This is a genomic window from Bacteroides sp. f07, assembly GCF_042854785.1.
In the GTDB taxonomy this organism is placed as follows: domain Bacteria; phylum Bacteroidota; class Bacteroidia; order Bacteroidales; family Bacteroidaceae; genus Bacteroides.
Genome location: NZ_BAABXI010000001.1, coordinates 3,376,179 through 3,391,462, shown reverse-complemented (window position 1 = coordinate 3,391,462; position 15,284 = coordinate 3,376,179). Strand labels below are relative to the sequence as shown.

17 protein-coding genes are annotated in these 15,284 nt (G+C 51.1%); all 17 read left to right on the top strand.

Annotated elements, in window-relative coordinates; translation table 11 throughout:
* Positions 1-81: 81 nt before the first annotated feature.
* The 17 genes from ACGHVY_RS13925 to ACGHVY_RS13845 all read left to right on the top strand — a co-directional run bounded on the left by ACGHVY_RS13925 (position 82) and on the right by ACGHVY_RS13845 (position 15,280).
* The gene (locus ACGHVY_RS13925; protein ID WP_005812857.1) at positions 82-534 is read left to right on the top strand and encodes a hypothetical protein; all 453 of its coding nucleotides are present in this window, start codon (positions 82-84) and stop codon (positions 532-534) included.
* Positions 531-863 carry a DUF4134 domain-containing protein gene (locus tag ACGHVY_RS13920; RefSeq protein ID WP_005812854.1) on the top strand — a complete coding sequence of 111 codons (333 nt, stop codon included), beginning with the start codon at positions 531-533 and terminating at the stop codon, positions 861-863. The genes ACGHVY_RS13925 and ACGHVY_RS13920 overlap by 4 nt, the downstream gene beginning before the upstream one ends.
* A gap of 58 nt (positions 864-921) precedes the next feature.
* Positions 922-1,287 (top strand): DUF4134 domain-containing protein, encoded by a 366-nt coding sequence (locus ACGHVY_RS13915; RefSeq protein WP_007837354.1) that lies wholly within the window; start codon positions 922-924, stop codon positions 1,285-1,287.
* Positions 1,288-1,335: 48 nt separating this feature from the next.
* A complete protein-coding gene (locus ACGHVY_RS13910) occupies positions 1,336-1,635 on the top strand; it encodes a DUF4133 domain-containing protein (protein WP_005816074.1) in 300 nt (99 codons plus the stop codon).
* Between the two features lie 122 nt (positions 1,636-1,757).
* A complete protein-coding gene (locus ACGHVY_RS13905) occupies positions 1,758-4,463 on the top strand; it encodes a TraG family conjugative transposon ATPase (protein WP_008021336.1) in 2,706 nt (901 codons plus the stop codon).
* 220 nt (positions 4,464-4,683) lie between these two features.
* The gene (locus ACGHVY_RS13900; protein ID WP_005816117.1) at positions 4,684-7,224 is read left to right on the top strand and encodes a hypothetical protein; all 2,541 of its coding nucleotides are present in this window, start codon (positions 4,684-4,686) and stop codon (positions 7,222-7,224) included.
* Between the two features lie 14 nt (positions 7,225-7,238).
* A complete protein-coding gene (locus ACGHVY_RS13895; protein WP_005816118.1) occupies positions 7,239-7,964 on the top strand; it encodes a hypothetical protein in 726 nt (241 codons plus the stop codon).
* A 27-nt stretch (positions 7,965-7,991) separates the two neighbouring features.
* On the top strand, positions 7,992-8,756 hold the full coding sequence (locus ACGHVY_RS13890; RefSeq protein ID WP_005816119.1) for a DUF5045 domain-containing protein: 765 nt from the start codon (positions 7,992-7,994) through the stop codon (positions 8,754-8,756).
* 43 nt (positions 8,757-8,799) lie between these two features.
* Positions 8,800-9,630, top strand: a complete 831-nt coding sequence (locus tag ACGHVY_RS13885; RefSeq protein ID WP_005816120.1) for a phage antirepressor — start codon at positions 8,800-8,802, stop codon at positions 9,628-9,630.
* 15 nt (positions 9,631-9,645) lie between these two features.
* The gene (locus ACGHVY_RS13880) at positions 9,646-10,047 is read left to right on the top strand and encodes a hypothetical protein (RefSeq protein WP_005816121.1); all 402 of its coding nucleotides are present in this window, start codon (positions 9,646-9,648) and stop codon (positions 10,045-10,047) included.
* Positions 10,047-11,177 carry a hypothetical protein gene (locus ACGHVY_RS13875; protein ID WP_005816122.1) on the top strand — a complete coding sequence of 377 codons (1,131 nt, stop codon included), beginning with the start codon at positions 10,047-10,049 and terminating at the stop codon, positions 11,175-11,177. Before ACGHVY_RS13880 ends, ACGHVY_RS13875 begins: the two co-directional genes overlap by 1 nt.
* Before the next feature lie 65 nt (positions 11,178-11,242).
* The gene (locus tag ACGHVY_RS13870) at positions 11,243-11,644 is read left to right on the top strand and encodes a hypothetical protein (protein ID WP_005816123.1); all 402 of its coding nucleotides are present in this window, start codon (positions 11,243-11,245) and stop codon (positions 11,642-11,644) included.
* Positions 11,645-11,647: 3 nt separating this feature from the next.
* The gene (gene traK, locus ACGHVY_RS13865) at positions 11,648-12,262 is read left to right on the top strand and encodes a conjugative transposon protein TraK (RefSeq protein WP_005816126.1); all 615 of its coding nucleotides are present in this window, start codon (positions 11,648-11,650) and stop codon (positions 12,260-12,262) included.
* A gap of 12 nt (positions 12,263-12,274) precedes the next feature.
* Complete coding sequence (locus tag ACGHVY_RS13860) at positions 12,275-12,694, top strand: hypothetical protein (RefSeq protein ID WP_005816127.1); 420 nt, start codon at positions 12,275-12,277, stop codon at positions 12,692-12,694.
* Positions 12,678-13,820: a conjugative transposon protein TraM gene (gene traM, locus ACGHVY_RS13855; RefSeq protein ID WP_005816128.1), complete on the top strand. Its 1,143-nt coding sequence runs from the start codon at positions 12,678-12,680 to the stop codon at positions 13,818-13,820. The genes ACGHVY_RS13860 and traM overlap by 17 nt, the downstream gene beginning before the upstream one ends.
* 69 nt (positions 13,821-13,889) lie before the next feature.
* Complete coding sequence (gene traN, locus ACGHVY_RS13850; protein WP_005816133.1) at positions 13,890-14,735, top strand: conjugative transposon protein TraN; 846 nt, start codon at positions 13,890-13,892, stop codon at positions 14,733-14,735.
* A complete protein-coding gene (locus ACGHVY_RS13845) occupies positions 14,735-15,280 on the top strand; it encodes a hypothetical protein (RefSeq protein WP_005816135.1) in 546 nt (181 codons plus the stop codon). The genes traN and ACGHVY_RS13845 overlap by 1 nt, the downstream gene beginning before the upstream one ends.
* The last annotated feature ends 4 nt before the right edge of the window (positions 15,281-15,284 follow it).

Genomic DNA, 15,284 nt, shown 5'->3' with positions numbered 1-15,284 from the left:
CATTTCGGTTTAAGATTGAAGAAAAGGTAGTTCCTTTGCATCGGCAATAAGCCAAACCATAGTAAAATCAAACTTGAAAATATGAAGTCATTTGTAATATTCGCCATTGTCGTGACCATAATCTATGTCATCTACTATACGGTCATCATCGTGCAGGATCTGTACGGAAAGCCCAAGGACGAGAAGTCACAGGGCGAGTCGTTTGATGTCAGTGACATGACCGACGAGGAAGAGTCGATAGCGGTCAGCGAGAGCGACGGTGGTTTCAGCGTAGGCGACAACCAATATGAGACAGCCTACGAGGAGAAGCAGCTTGCAGAGCCTACAGAGGAGGCAGCCGCCACTGCGGAAGAGAGCAAGCCTCATGTGCTTGAAAAGATACAAAGCGCAATCGAGAAGAAGATGGAGGAAGTGAATACCACCTATTCCGACCCCATGTATTCGGAAGAATTGAACAACACCATCATCGCCCGCGGTCTTCGTCACAATGGACGTGACATGGTCAAGGTGGAATCACTCAATAATGAGATATGATGTCAAAAACAAGAAGTGCATTTCTATCATTATATGCCGCTTTAACCCCAGCTCTGGCCAGTGCTAAGTGTGGCAACGTGGACTACAGCTGGGGAGCGGACGCACTTGCGAGTGCCCATGACTATGCCGTGACGATGATGCTCTATATCGTTTATCTGTGCTATGCAGTGGCGGGCATCGTGGTCATAGTCAGCGCCTTGCAGATATATATAAAGATGAATACGGGCGAAGAAGGAGTGAAGAAGAACATCATGATGCTGGTGGGAGCCTGCCTGTTCCTCATAGGAGCGACCATCGTCTTCCCCGCTTTCTTCGGTTATCAGATTTGAGATACAGGTGATACGAGATAAGATAACTCAAAGTGTAACAAATTAAAAGGTAAAAAGAATGTTTGAAAGGATTAACAAGAAGGTGAAGGGATTCTTCTCTTCACAGCGCATGAAAACGCTCGCCCTGATGTTGCTTGTCGGCACCACCGCAGCAATGGCACAGAACGCAGCCGGCGACTACTCGGCAGGAACGACCGCGCTTACCACAGTGACGGAGGAGATTGCCAAGTATGTACCTATCGTGGTGAAGCTCTGCTATGCCATTGCAGGTGTCGTTGCAATTGTCGGAGCCATAAGCGTTTACATCGCCATGAACAACGAGGAACAGGACGTGAAAAAGAAGATCATGATGGTCGTCGGCGCATGTATTTTCCTCATTGCAGCAGCCCAGGCACTGCCTCTGTTCTTCGGCATTGGAGGTTAAACGCAGCGTGAGATTGTGAGTATGTAGAACGTTAAAACACTGACAGTTATGGCAGATACAAAGCAAGAGCGTTTTCCGGATTATCCCATTTTCAAGGGACTGCAACGTCCATTGGAGTTCTTCGGGTTGCAGGGACGCTACATCTACTGGGCGGCAGCCACCGCAGGAGGAGCCGTTGCGGGTTTCATCCTCGGCTACTGCATCTTCGGTTTCGTGGCAGGACTCGTGCTGCTAGTCCTCGCCGTAGCTGTCGGTGGCGTTCTCATCGTCATGAAGCAGCGCAAGGGCTTGCACAGCAAGAAGAGTGACAACGGCATATTCATCTATGCCTATTCAAAGAAAGTGTAAAACAAAAAAGAGAATCCATTATGTCCAAGTGGAAAGCTATCAATGATTGTAAGTGAATGGAGGTGGGGGCATCACGCATGAGGGTGCGCCCGCCTTTTTGCGATTAAAAAAGAAAAAGAACAATGACCCTATACATCATACTCATATTCTCAGCCATCTGCGTGGGCATGGCCATCAGTGTCAAGGCATTCGGCACGGGAGGGAAGCGCAAGCGCATCTTCCAGGACATCTACTTCTCCATCGAGGAAGTGGATGGCATCGGCGTGCTCTATACCAAGACGGGCGAATACTCCGCTGTTCTGAAGATGGAGAACCCTGTGCAGAAGTATTCCGCCAACATCGAGGCCTACTATGAGTTCACCCACCTCTTCGCCGCCCTTGCCCAGACCTTGGGCGAAGGCTATGCGCTGCACAAGCAGGACGTGTTTGTGAGGAAGGCATTCAAGGAAGAGAACGGTGGAAATCATGAGTTCCTGAGCGAGAGTTACTTCCGCTATTTCAACGGCAGACCCTTTACCGACAGCGTCTGCTACCTCACCATCACACAGGAGAACAAGAAGAGCCGTCTGATGTCGTTCGACAACAAGAAATGGCGTGACTTCTTGGTGAAGATACGCAAGGTGCACGACCAGCTGAGGGATGCCGGCGTGAAGTCCCGATTCCTCGGCAAAACGGAAGCCTGCGAGTATGTGGACCGTTTCTTCTCCATGAACTTCCGTGACAAGGTGGTGTCGATGACCAACTTCAAGGTCGATGACGAGACCATCGGCATGGGGGACCGTAGCTGCAAGGTGTATAGCCTTGTGGATGTGGATTATGCCAACTTGCCGTCGGTCATCCGTCCCTACGCAAATATCGAGGTGAACAACACCAGTATGCCCGTTGATCTCGTGAGCATCGTCGATAGCGTGCCCGGAGCCGACTGCGTGGTGTTCAACCAGATGGTGTTCGTGCCCAACCAGAAGCGTGAGCTTGCCCTACTCGACAAGAAGAAAAACCGCCATGCCTCCATGCCCAACCCCAGCAACCTGATGGCTGTAGAGGACATCAAGCGTGTGCAGGAGGTGATAGCCCGTGAGAGCAAGCAGCTCGTCTATACCCACTACAACCTCGTGGTGGCAGTGAGCGGCGACACCGACATACAGAAATGCACCAACCATCTCGAAAACTCCTTCTCGCGCATGGGCATCCACATCAGCAAGCGGGCCTACAACCAGTTGGAGCTGTTCGTCAACTCTTTCCCCGGCAACTGCTATGGCATGAATGCCGACTACGACCGATTCCTCACCCTCGGCGATGCCGCCACCTGTCTGATGTACAAGGAGCGCATCGTGCATAATGAGGACACCCCGCTGAAGATATACTATACCGACCGCCAAGGTGTGCCCGTAGCCATCGACATCACAGGAAAGGAGGGAAAGGAGAAGCTGACCGACAACTCGAACTTTTTTTGTTTGGGTCCTTCGGGCAGCGGCAAGTCGTTCCACATGAACAGCGTGGTGCGTCAGTTGTGGGAGCAGAACACCGACATCGTCATGGTCGATACGGGTAACTCGTATGAGGGACTCTGCGAGTATGTGGGCGGCAAGTACATCGCCTATACGGAGGACAAGCCCATCACCATGAACCCCTTCAACATCAGCAAGCGGGAGCTGAACATTGAGAAGATAGACTTCCTGAAGAACCTGATACTGCTGATATGGAAAGGCTCGGAGACGCAGATACCCGAACTGGAGTTCCGTGTCGTGGAGCAGTTGGTGACGGAGTATTACGATTTCTATTTCAACGGTGTGCAGCCCTATCCTTCCTCACAGAAGGAGACACTGAGAAAAAACCTCTCCACCATGGAGAAGCGGCGCGGCACGGAGCTGACGCAGATACACGACAAGGTGGAGAAACTCATCAAGGGACTGGAGGAACGGCGCATGGCATTGAGCGTGAAGACCCTCTCCTTCGACTCATTCTATGAGTTCGCCTGTGAGCGTCTCGACCAGATCTGCATCGAGAACAACATCACCACCATCGACTGCGACAACTTCGCCTATATGCTCCAAAACTTCTACCGTGGCGGCAAGTACGACAAGATTCTCAACGAGAACGTGGATAGCACCTTGTTCGACGAGACCTTCATCGTCTTCGAGGTGGATGCCATCAAGGAGAACAAGCAGCTCTTCCCCATCGTGACGCTCATCATCATGGACGTGTTCCTGCAGAAGATGCGCCTGAAGAAGAACCGCAAGTGCCTTGTCATCGAGGAGGCATGGAAAGCCATCGCCTCGCCGCTGATGGCCGAGTACATCAAGTACCTATACAAGACAGCCCGAAAGTTCTGGGCGAGCGTGGGCGTAGTGACACAGGAGATACAGGACATCATCGGCAGTCCCATCGTGAAGGAAGCCATCATCAACAACTCCGACGTGGTGATGCTGCTCGACCAAAGCAAATTTCGTGAGCGATTCGACGAGATCAAGGCGATATTAGGATTGACGGATGTGGATTGCAAGAAGATATTCACTGTCAACCGCTTGGATAACAAGGAGGGAAGAAGTTTCTTCCGTGAGGTGTTTATCCGACGTGGATCGACGAGCGGAGTGTATGGTGTGGAGGAGCCGCACGAGTGCTATATGACCTACACCACCGAGCGAGCTGAGAAGGAGGCATTGAAACTCTATAAGCATGAACTGAAGTGCAGACATCAGGAGGCTATCGAGCGGTATTGCAGAGATTGGGATGCCAGTGGCATCGGGAAGTCGTTGGCATTTGCGCAGAAGGTCAATGAGGCGGGGCATGTGCTCAATTTGACGGACGATGGAGCCACTCGCCGCTGACACGGCGAGCACGGGGGCTGATTGATGGAAACGGAAATCCCGGAATAGACGTAAAGCCCAGATGCCCGAAAGCAAAACTTTCGGGAACGGTGGCTGGGTAGTATTTACGATTAGTAGTAAATACGATTAGTAGTGAATACTACCAATAGTAAATACTACAAGTAGTAAAGTAGTGGAATAGTAGAAACTGAAAGTAGTAAAAACGTAAAGTAGTGAAGCAATGAGACGTTTATACCTTATTATAATATATATGTGTCTTACACTTGTCGTGGGAAGGGTTCATGCGCAGTATTACAGCGTGAACTACGACAAGCAGATCGTTGCCGCCATGGCTGCCGCATTCGGTGCTGGAGCTATGGCAGAGAGCTATTATAACGAGCAGGTGGGCGAAATCTTGAAGCACTACAATGCCGCAGAGGTTGCCACTGCCGGCATCTTCGCTGCCAAGTTCTTGGAGCGCAAGGCATTCACCGACCTCGGCATTTGGAGCAGTAGCACGGAGAACTACTATTACCGCCGCATCCACAATATGGTGGCGAACAAGATTATGCCCAAGATATGGACGGTGGCAGGAATGATGCTGAAAAGTCCGCAGACCGCCCTCTACTGGGGCAGTTACCTGATGAAGATATGCGCCGACACAAAGTCGCTGTGTATGCAGTTTGAGAGTGTCGTGACCAACAGTAGCTTGACCTTTGCCGACATTCAGTTCTTGGAAATCAACCAAGAGATAGCCGCCATCCTCAAACTCTCGGAGATAGGCAATGTAGATTGGCAGCAGCTGTTGGATGACATCGCCAGTGTGCCCGGCAACTTCACCGTGGAGAACCTCACCGCCGACATCGAGACGCTTTACAATATGGGAGCATCGTTGGCGACGGCAGGTATCAACGGGGCATCAGGCGCACTCTTGCAGCAGAGTGCCTTCAACGACCTTTTCAATGGCAAGGTGAGTAAAATCATCGACATCTATGACAACTACCATGACCTCTATGAACAGGCAGAGAACGGCATCGGCAGCACACTCCTTAGTCTGGTGGGTGGCGAGGACAACGTGGCAGCCCTCTTCGACCTCTCCAACTACAACATCACCTCGTGGATGACAGACTATCTGAGCGAGACGCAGGGCAACTACTATACACAGCGTTGGTACATTGCCCGACGAGACCAAGGCAGCGTAAGCCTCTGTGACTACTATCCGCCGACCGATGACAACAGTATTCTGAACGGTGACCATTGGTATCGTATCAACACCTCCGACCCCAACTTCTACCCTAACAGCACGCAGCGAGAGCAGATACTGGCCAACTCGGAGAACCATGCCGGATGGAGCCGCAGCCGTGTGCAGCAGCTCAACGCCCAGAGCGACGGCTTCACCTATACGATGAACTATTGGATGTCGTCGTACATCATCAGCCGTGGCGGCAAGCAGACCAAGAAGGCCTACGCCTACGAGATACACGTTACCAAGAGCTGGAACAACGTGGAAGAGGTGTATGAGGATGTCTTCGACTCCTACAGCATGGACTTGAATACCTTCAAGCGTCAGTTGCAGGCACGTCTCTCGGAGTATAACGACAACGAGGAGGGCTATGTCTATTACATCGGCAGTGACGCACGCCGTTACTATCAAGCCACCGATGCCGCCAAACTGAAGGGCGTGGAGAGCGTGACCATCAGCGTCACCTGTTCGGACGGTGTCACCCTCGGACAGGGCAGCACGCAGTACAAGTGCCGTGAGTGCGGCGGTTCGCTCAATGCCCACAGCAAGGAATGCGCCATGAGGACAAGCGTATCAGAAAATAATCTCGACCTATCGGAACTGGACGAGAAGGAACGTGAGGCGAATAGCAAGATAGCCCTGTTGGAGGCGCAGATAAGCCAGTTGGAGACAGAGAACAGGAACCTGCTCACGCAGATAGCCAATGCCTCTGTGGAGGAAGCCCCTGCCTTGCGGCAGCAACATAATGTCAACAAGACGAAGATAGACAACCTGAAGAAGGAATTGGCGACATGGCAGCAGCAGTTGGCAGACATACAGAATGCCAAGAGCGAGGCGGCTAACGACAATGCCACCTCCACCGATGACTACTACCGCATCCCTGCCATCATGCAGGATGTGAAGTCAGCCTACAATCTCACGTGGCAAGGTGCCGGTTCGTGGAACGGCTACACCTACGTCCGAACTGCCACCATGCCCAACATCAACGGCATTATCACCTTCAAGGCGACACTGTCCATTGCAAGGAAGCCCAAGTACTTCCTTGGCATCAAGATACACCGTGCGATACTGCAAATATCGTGGGAGCTGACCTCGGAATACACCGACACACAGGTGGTGGATGTGCTGACCCTTGACCCGAATGCCTCTGACGAGGAGAAGACGAGGCAGGTGAACAGCCGTATCTCGGAGATAGCCCAGGAGTTCCCGTCGTGCAGCATCACCACAGAATATGCCAAGAGCGAGGCAACCCAGACCGCCGACAATGACGATGTAATACACCTGCTCTGGTCGAGCGACCGTCTGGAGATAGCCCGTGAAGTAGATAGCCGTATCACCAAGATTTACGCCGACTTGGTATCATTAGAAAAAATGATGCACTACAAGCGCAGCATCATTGACGTGCTGAAGGACATTCTTCCTTCAATCGACGCAGACCAAGGTCGCAGAAGGACACTCATTGAAGAGTGCTACGAGCGATGGAGAGAGAATGCAGACCCTAACAGAGGGAATGGTGAAGATAACGAGAACGAAAACTGAGGGAGGAACGGAGAATGAGACATACCATCATCATAGCTCTCCTGCTGATTACCCTCTTCCCCAATACAGCCTTGGCGCAATGGGGATTCGATGCGGTATCGGTGGAAGCATACATCAACGACCACAAGAAGCAGCGCAGCCTCTTGCTGGCACGCAGCACTTTGGAGTACAGCAATCAACTGCTGCATGAATACAGCAGTGAAGAGGTGGGCAAATACAAGGAACTGAATGTGGATTTGGACAAATACACCCGGGCCTTCGACATCATCGATGTGATGTACCAGTCGTTGCGCACGGTGCTGAACGTGAAGAGCACCTACCAGACGGTGAGCGACCGCATCAGTGACTACAAGAACCTGTTGGAGGACTTCAATGATAAGGTCATCAAGCGGAAACACATCGAACTGGCTGACACGATGCTCATCAGCATCAACAAGAAAGCCATCGACAACATATACAACGAAGGAAGCCAACTCTACCATAGCGTCAACGACCTCGTGTTGTATGCCACAGGAGCGGCAGCCTGTTCAACTTCCGACCTGCTGATGGTGTTGGACAATATCAACAATTCGTTGGACCTGATAGAAAAACATCTGAACCAAGCCTACTTCCAGACATGGCGGTATGTGCAGCTGCGCATGGGCTATTGGAAGGAGAAGGTGTATCGGACGAGGACGAAGGAAGAGATACTGGAAGATGCCTTCAGCCGATGGAAAGTGGCAGGAAAACTTGACTATTGACGGATTGTAAACAAAAGAAGAACGGACATGAAGAAGACAATGATACTCATCATGGCGGTAGCAACCACCATCAAAGCCACAGCCCAGAGCGTGACCTACAACCACGACTCCTCCAAGCAGAACCAGATAACGGTGATGGAGACAGGTGGCGGTTCTCTCACCCCTGAGTTCTATTATTGGCTGTTACATAACAACTATAAGAAGACAGCGGCAGAGAAGAACAAGTTAGGTTTCCGCACTCTTGCCGGCATCAACCTCTACAACCAAGTAGATGATGCGGAGAAGATAGACTCTGCCCTCACCAAGCGTGCTGAGGTGGAAGCCTTGAACGTAGCCGACCGACAGATAGACCTCGCCTGGCTTGCCGAAAGCAGCAAGATCAACGGTCAGTTGGACAAGATGAAGGCGAACATAGACCATATCATCCCTACAGGAGGCACCATCAACGACAAGCGTCGGTGGGAGGAACTGTACAATATGTACCAGTGTGCCGTGAAAGCCACCAAGGATGCCTATATGCCCAATGCACAGAGAAAGCGGCAGTATCTTAGCATCTATGCCGACCTGACGACACAGAACGAGACACTACTGAAATACCTTGTGCAGCTCAACACCCAAAGCCAGACTACCGCCCTCTTGGCAGCCACCAACGACCGTGTAGTACATAAAGGCAGCATCATCAGCGATGCCAAGAGCCGTTGGCAGGAAAACATGAAGGGCGTGAGGAGCTCGACAGGCACTGACGGCGATGATGCCAACAGCGGTGAGGGTGAAGAAAGTGTGAACAGATAGAAATAAGGGAAGAGAAGAAATAATCACAAAACAGCATAGAGATATGAACGATATTCAGATTTTCAACAACGAGGAATTTGGAGCAGTCCGAACCACAGGAACACCAGAGCAACCCTTGTTCTGTTTGGCTGATGTGGCAAGAGTTCTTGGACTAAAAACCAGCAAGTTGGTACAACGACTTTCGGATGATGTACTTTCAAAGTACCCCATCTCGGATAGTCTTGGAAGAGAACAGGTTACAAACTTTATCAATGAAGACGGACTGTATGATGTCATCCTTGACAGTCGCAAACCCGAAGCCAAACGTTTCCGCAAGTGGGTGACATCGGAGGTGCTCCCCTCTATCCGCAAGCATGGTGCCTATATGACACAGCAGACCATCGAGAAGGCATTGGCAGAGCCAGACTTCCTGATACGGTTAGCAGTCAATCTGAAGGAAGAACGACAAAAGCGTCTGCTTGTCGAACAGGAGTGTGAACACCAAAGGACACGCATCGTTGAGTTGGGATCCAAGGTGGATGACCTGCAACAGGAGGTGACGGAGATGAAGGACAAGGTGAGTTACCTTGACATCATCCTTGCCACGAAGAGCAGTGTCCTGGTCACACAGATAGCACAGGACTATGGCGAGTCGTCCATCCGCTTCAACCGACGTCTGAAGGAGATGAACATCCAGTATCAGCGTGGCAAGCAGTGGATTCTGTATGCCGACTACAAGGACTGCGGTTATGTGACCAGCGAGACCTACCTCATTAAACACAAGGACGGTACGGAGGATGTGCGCATGAACACCAAATGGACACAGAAAGGTCGCCGCTTCCTCTATGAGAAACTGAAGAGCGTGGGAGTCATTCCTGTTATCGAAAGAACATAAAATAAAGAAATAGCTATGGAATCAATATCAAAAATACAGTTACGTCTCTATGCCGCCAAGAGGAAAAACGGCAAGTGGCAGTTGGAGATGTCAAGGATGCCGAAGCGAATCAGCGTTATCGGCAGGACACCCATCGTTGATGAGCATTATATGCCATCTGATTTAGAGGTAGTTTCAATGTCAAAGCTTCACAAATATGTCGGAAGTTACTACGGCAAGATTGTGAAGACCCTCAAAGAGGAAGGCATCATCACCAAGGAATATGGAATGTGGAAACTGCGTGAAGACCTTCAGGACAAGGGCATTGCGGTATATGTCACAGGCAGGATGCGCTGCTTCTACCACTTCTATCTGTCATGGACACCGAAAGGCATAGAGTTTATCAAAGAGATTATCAACAATAGAACCAGGCACTGATGGCAGACAACATACTCAGCGATTTCGGCATCAACATCCTCGAAGAGGAGATTGACGATGTGATATTCCAGACCAACGAGTTCCTGACCGATGCCACCTTCACAGGCTCACAAGGGCCGTTCTGGTGGATCCTCCAAATGTGTATGGCATTGGCGGCACTGTTCTCTATCATCGTGGCGGCAAGCATGGCCTACAAGATGATGGTGAAGAACGAACCGTTGGACGTGATGAAACTGTTCAAGCCCTTGGTGGTGAGCATCATCCTCTGTTGGTGGTACCCACCTGCTGACACAGGCATGACCAACAGCGGCAGCAGCTGGTGCGTATTGGATTTTCTATCCTATATTCCCAATTGCATCGGCAGTTACACCCACGACCTCTATGAGGCAGAGGCGACCCAAATTTCCGACAAGTTTGAGGAGGTGCAGCAGTTGGTATATGTCAGGGACTCGATGTACACTGACCTCCAGGCACAGGCAGACGTGGCGCATAAGGGCACATCAGACCCCAACCTGATAGAGGCGACGATGGAGCAGACGGGCGTGGACGAAGTGACCAACATGGAGAAGGATGCCAGCAAACTGTGGTTCACCTCACTGACGGCAGGGGCCGTGGTGGGCATCGACAAGATAGTGATGCTGATAGCCCTGATCGTGTTCCGCATCGGTTGGTGGGCGACGATATACTGTCAGCAGATATTGCTCGGAATGCTCACTATATTCGGTCCAATACAATGGGCATTTTCGTTGCTGCCCAAGTGGGAAGGAGCGTGGGCGAAGTGGCTAACCCGTTATTTGACAGTTCATTTCTACGGAGCCATGCTCTACTTCGTCGGTTTCTACGTCCTGTTGCTGTTTGATATTGTGCTCTGCATACAGGTAGAGAACCTGACGGCCATCACCGCCAGTGAGCAGACGATGGCAGCCTATCTGCAAAACTCGTTCTTCTCGGCAGGCTATCTGATGGCAGCGAGCATCGTGGCGTTGAAATGCCTGAACCTCGTGCCCGACCTTGCGGCATGGATGATACCAGAGGGCGACACCGCCTTCTCAACCCGAAACTTCGGCGAGGGCGTGGCACAACAAGCCAAGATGACGGCTACGGGAACCATGGCGACCGTGATGAGATAACATGTGAGTGTGCGGTGAGTCACCGCACCTCCTATTGAAACAAATAAAAGTAACCATCAAGAAAAATGAAAGCAAAAAATGAAATTGAGCGTTGGCTCAAAGATGAGAAATTCATGGCGTTTGCCAACAAGCGTGCAAAGGAAGAGTTTTTCAATTCCGAAAACAACTACATCGACCCACAGTATGAGGAGATGGCAGAAGGCTTTGAGGATAACGACGAGTATGTAGTGCCTATGGTAGATTACCTGAGTTATCGCTTGCATCGTGCCAAAATCTACAGAAATCGACGGAGACGTGAACGTGACATCTGGTGGGTGTGGATCCAACTGAAATACGAAGGCATCTACGTAGAGGCTTGCATCAAGTATTACGCCAAACTGGTGGAAGAAGTTGAGAAGGACATATACACCATCCTGCACCGTGAATATGTGAGAATGAAGAGAAATCAGACCTCAAACAAGCAGTAACGTATGGTAATCAAGAACTTAGAAAACAAAATCAAGCTGGTGGGCATCATCTGCTCTGCGTTCCTCATGGGCTGCATCATCATCTCGGTGTCGAGCATCTGGACGGCGCGCTGCATGGTGACGGACGCGCAGCAAAAGGTGTATGTATTGGACGGCAACGTGCCCATACTGGTGAACCGCACCACGATGGAGGAAACGCTGGATGTGGAGGCAAAGAGCCATATCGAGATGTTCCACCATTACTTCTTTACGCTTGCTCCCGATGACAAGTACATCCGCTATTCGATGGAGAAGGCGATGTATTTGGTCGATGAAACTGGTTTGGCGCAGTACAATACGCTGAAGGAAAAGGGCTTTTACAACAATATCATGGGTACGAGTGCCGTGTTCAGCATCTTTTGCGACAGCATCAAGTTCAACAAGGAGAAGATGGAGTTCACCTACTACGGTAGGCAAAGGATAGAGCGAAGGAGCAATATTCTGATGCGTGAATTGGTGACGGCGGGACAGGTGAAGCGCGTGCCGAGGACGGAGAACAATCCTCATGGACTGCTCATCACGAACTGGAGAACCTTGCTCAACAAGGATATTGAGCAGAAGTCGAAGTCAAACTTCTAATATCCTAGCGGTATGAGTGTAAAAGGAATCAGACGGATGCTTGTGGGCGAGGATATGCCCGACAAGAACGACCCCAAGTACAAGAAGCGGTATGAGAAGGAGGTGGCGGCAGGGCGCAAGTTTGCCAAGACCGCGAGGATAGACCGTGCGGCGGCTAAGGTGCAAGGCTTTGCCAATGCCCACAAGACGCTGTTTCTCGTCATCGTCTTCGGCTTTGTCGCCACGTGCTTCGGCATCAACATCTACAGGATGGTGCGGTATTACGGTCATCGGACGGAGGCTGCAAGTGCCATCGAGCGGCAGGAAGGGCGCATGAAGCAGATGATGAATGCAGCCCATTGCATCACTCCTCCCGTGACGCATCGAACCAACGAGGAGAATCGAGACAAGTCAGTAACATCAAAATCAGACAGCGATGAGAATAACAGATAAGATAAACTTCCGTCAGCCGAAGTACATGCTGCCAGCCATCGTGTACATCCCGTTGATTGCCACAGGCTATTTTGTCTTTGACATGTTCAATACGGAGGTGGCGGAAACGCAGGACAAGAACCTGCAGACCACCGAGTTTCTGAACCCCAACCTGCCCGGAGCGCAGATTAAGAATGGTGACGGCATCGGTGGCAAGTATGAGAACATGGCGAAGTCGTATGGTCGCATAGCAGACTATTCGGCTGTTGATAACATTGAGCGTGACAACGAAGAAGAGAAAGAAGCGTATGAATCCAAGTACACAGAAGAAGACCTTGCGGAACTCGTCCGTCAGGCAGAAGAGAAGGACGATGCAGCCGAAGTGGCCGATGCCAAGGCGCGAGAAGCGGAAGCACTCGAAGCACTCAACAAGGCACTCGCCGAAGCGAGGCTGAGAGGACAGGCGGCAGTTGCCCCCGTGGCCCAGGATACCACACAGGCTGGGCCTCCCAAGGAGCAGATTGAGGTGAAAGGTCAGATTGCCGAGGACAGCAAGGCGGTGAAGGCACTGGACGAGGAGGACAAGGCACAGGAGGTGGTGAAGAAGGTGAAGGTGACTTCGGACTATTTCAACACCCTGACGCAGAACGAGCATGAGCCAAAGCTCATCAAGGCCATCATTGACGAGGACGTGAAGGCTACGGACGGGTCGAGGGTGCGGCTGAGACTGTTGGACGATATTGAGATTGGTGAGACCGTGGTGAAGAAAGGGTCGTACCTCTATGCCACCATGAGCGGTTTCGGTTCGCAGCGAGTGAAGGGTAGCATCAACTCCATCCTTGTGGATGACGAGCTGATAAAGGTTTCGCTTTCGCTTTATGACACGGACGGACTGGAGGGACTGTATGTCCCCGGCAGCCAGTTCCGTGAGACCACGAAAGATGTGGCGAGCGGTGCTATGCAGAGCAACATGAACATCGACCAGAGTGGAGCGAACAACAGTTTCTCGCAATGGGGAATGCAAGCCGTGACCAATGCCTACCAGAAGACAAGCAATGCCATCAGCAAGGCTATCAAGAAGAACAAAGTGAAGCTGAAGTATGGGACGTTTGTTTACCTTGTAAATGGGAAAGAGAAAAGGAAATAGACACTGCCCGACAACGGAATTGTCGGGAACGGTGGCTCATAGAGTATAAACATCAAAAAATCAACTAATATGAATTGTTTTCAGAAAATGAATGTCTGTGCATTGCTTTCGCTGAGCGTGCTTTCAGCCAAGGCGCAGACCACCTACATGGAGATGGAGCAGCTGACGGTCAACGACCAAGTGACCACCGTCATCACCGCCTCCGAACCCATCCGCTTTGTCGATATATCCACAGACAAGGTGGTGGGCGACCAACCCATCAACAACACCATCCGCCTGAAGCCGAAGGACAACGTGTATGCCGACGGTGAGGTGTTGGCGATAGTGACAATCGTGACGGAACGCTACCGCACGCAGTATGCACTGCTCTATACCACGAGGATGCAGGAGGCAGTAACCGATAAGGAAATAGAATGCTCGGAGCGCAATGCCTACAACAATCCCGCTGTAAGCCTGTCCACTGCCGACATGACCAAGTATGCACGTCAGATATGGTCATCGTCTGCCAAATACCGCAACGTGGCGACGAAGATGCACCGCATGGTAATGCGCCTGAACAACATCTACAGCGTGGGCGAATATTTCTTCATCGACTTCTCCGTGGAGAACAAGACCAACATCCGCTTCGACATCGACGAGATGCGCATCAAACTATCGGACAAGAAGCAGAGCAAGGCTACCAATGCGCAGATAGTGGAACTGACCCCATCTCTTGTGTTGGACGATGCGAAGACCTTCAAGTATGGCTATCGCAACGTGATTGTGGTGAAGAAGATGACCTTCCCCAACGACAAGGTGCTGACCATCGAGCTGTCGGAAAAACAGATAAGTGGACGCACCATCTCGCTCAGCATCGACTATGAGGATGTGCTGTCTGCCGATTCGTTTAACCATATACTGTTGGAGGAGGAATAATGAGAATTAGGAATGAGGAATTAGGAGTGAGGAATTGGCTTGTGCATACCTTACTCGTTGTCATCTGTTTTATGGCAAGCATGACTCCGGCAATGGCGCAGCAGAATAGCGACCGCATATCCTTGGGGTTCGGATGCCTGTATGAGCGAGGACTGGACGTGACGCTGTCCTACGAGTATGAGACGAAGTACCACAATGCGTGGGAGTATTTTGCAAACGGATATATCAAGTGGAACGAGTGCGCATCGTGCGGTCATGTCTGTCCTGAGAGTTTTTGGAACAACTACCGCAGTTATGGTTTCGGCTTTGCCTATAAGCCCTGTGTGGCAAGAGGACGCAACCACCATGGCAACATGCGCATAGGAGCATCGGCAGGTAGCGATACTGACAGGTTCTTGGGTGGCATCCACCTCGGCTATGAGCAAAACTATACACTCAGACACGGCTGGAAGCTCTTCTGGCAGGTGAAGACCGATGTGATGATCAAGGGTGAAGACCTGTTCAGAACGGGTATTGTCCTGGGTGTGAAACTTCCTGTAAAATGACTAT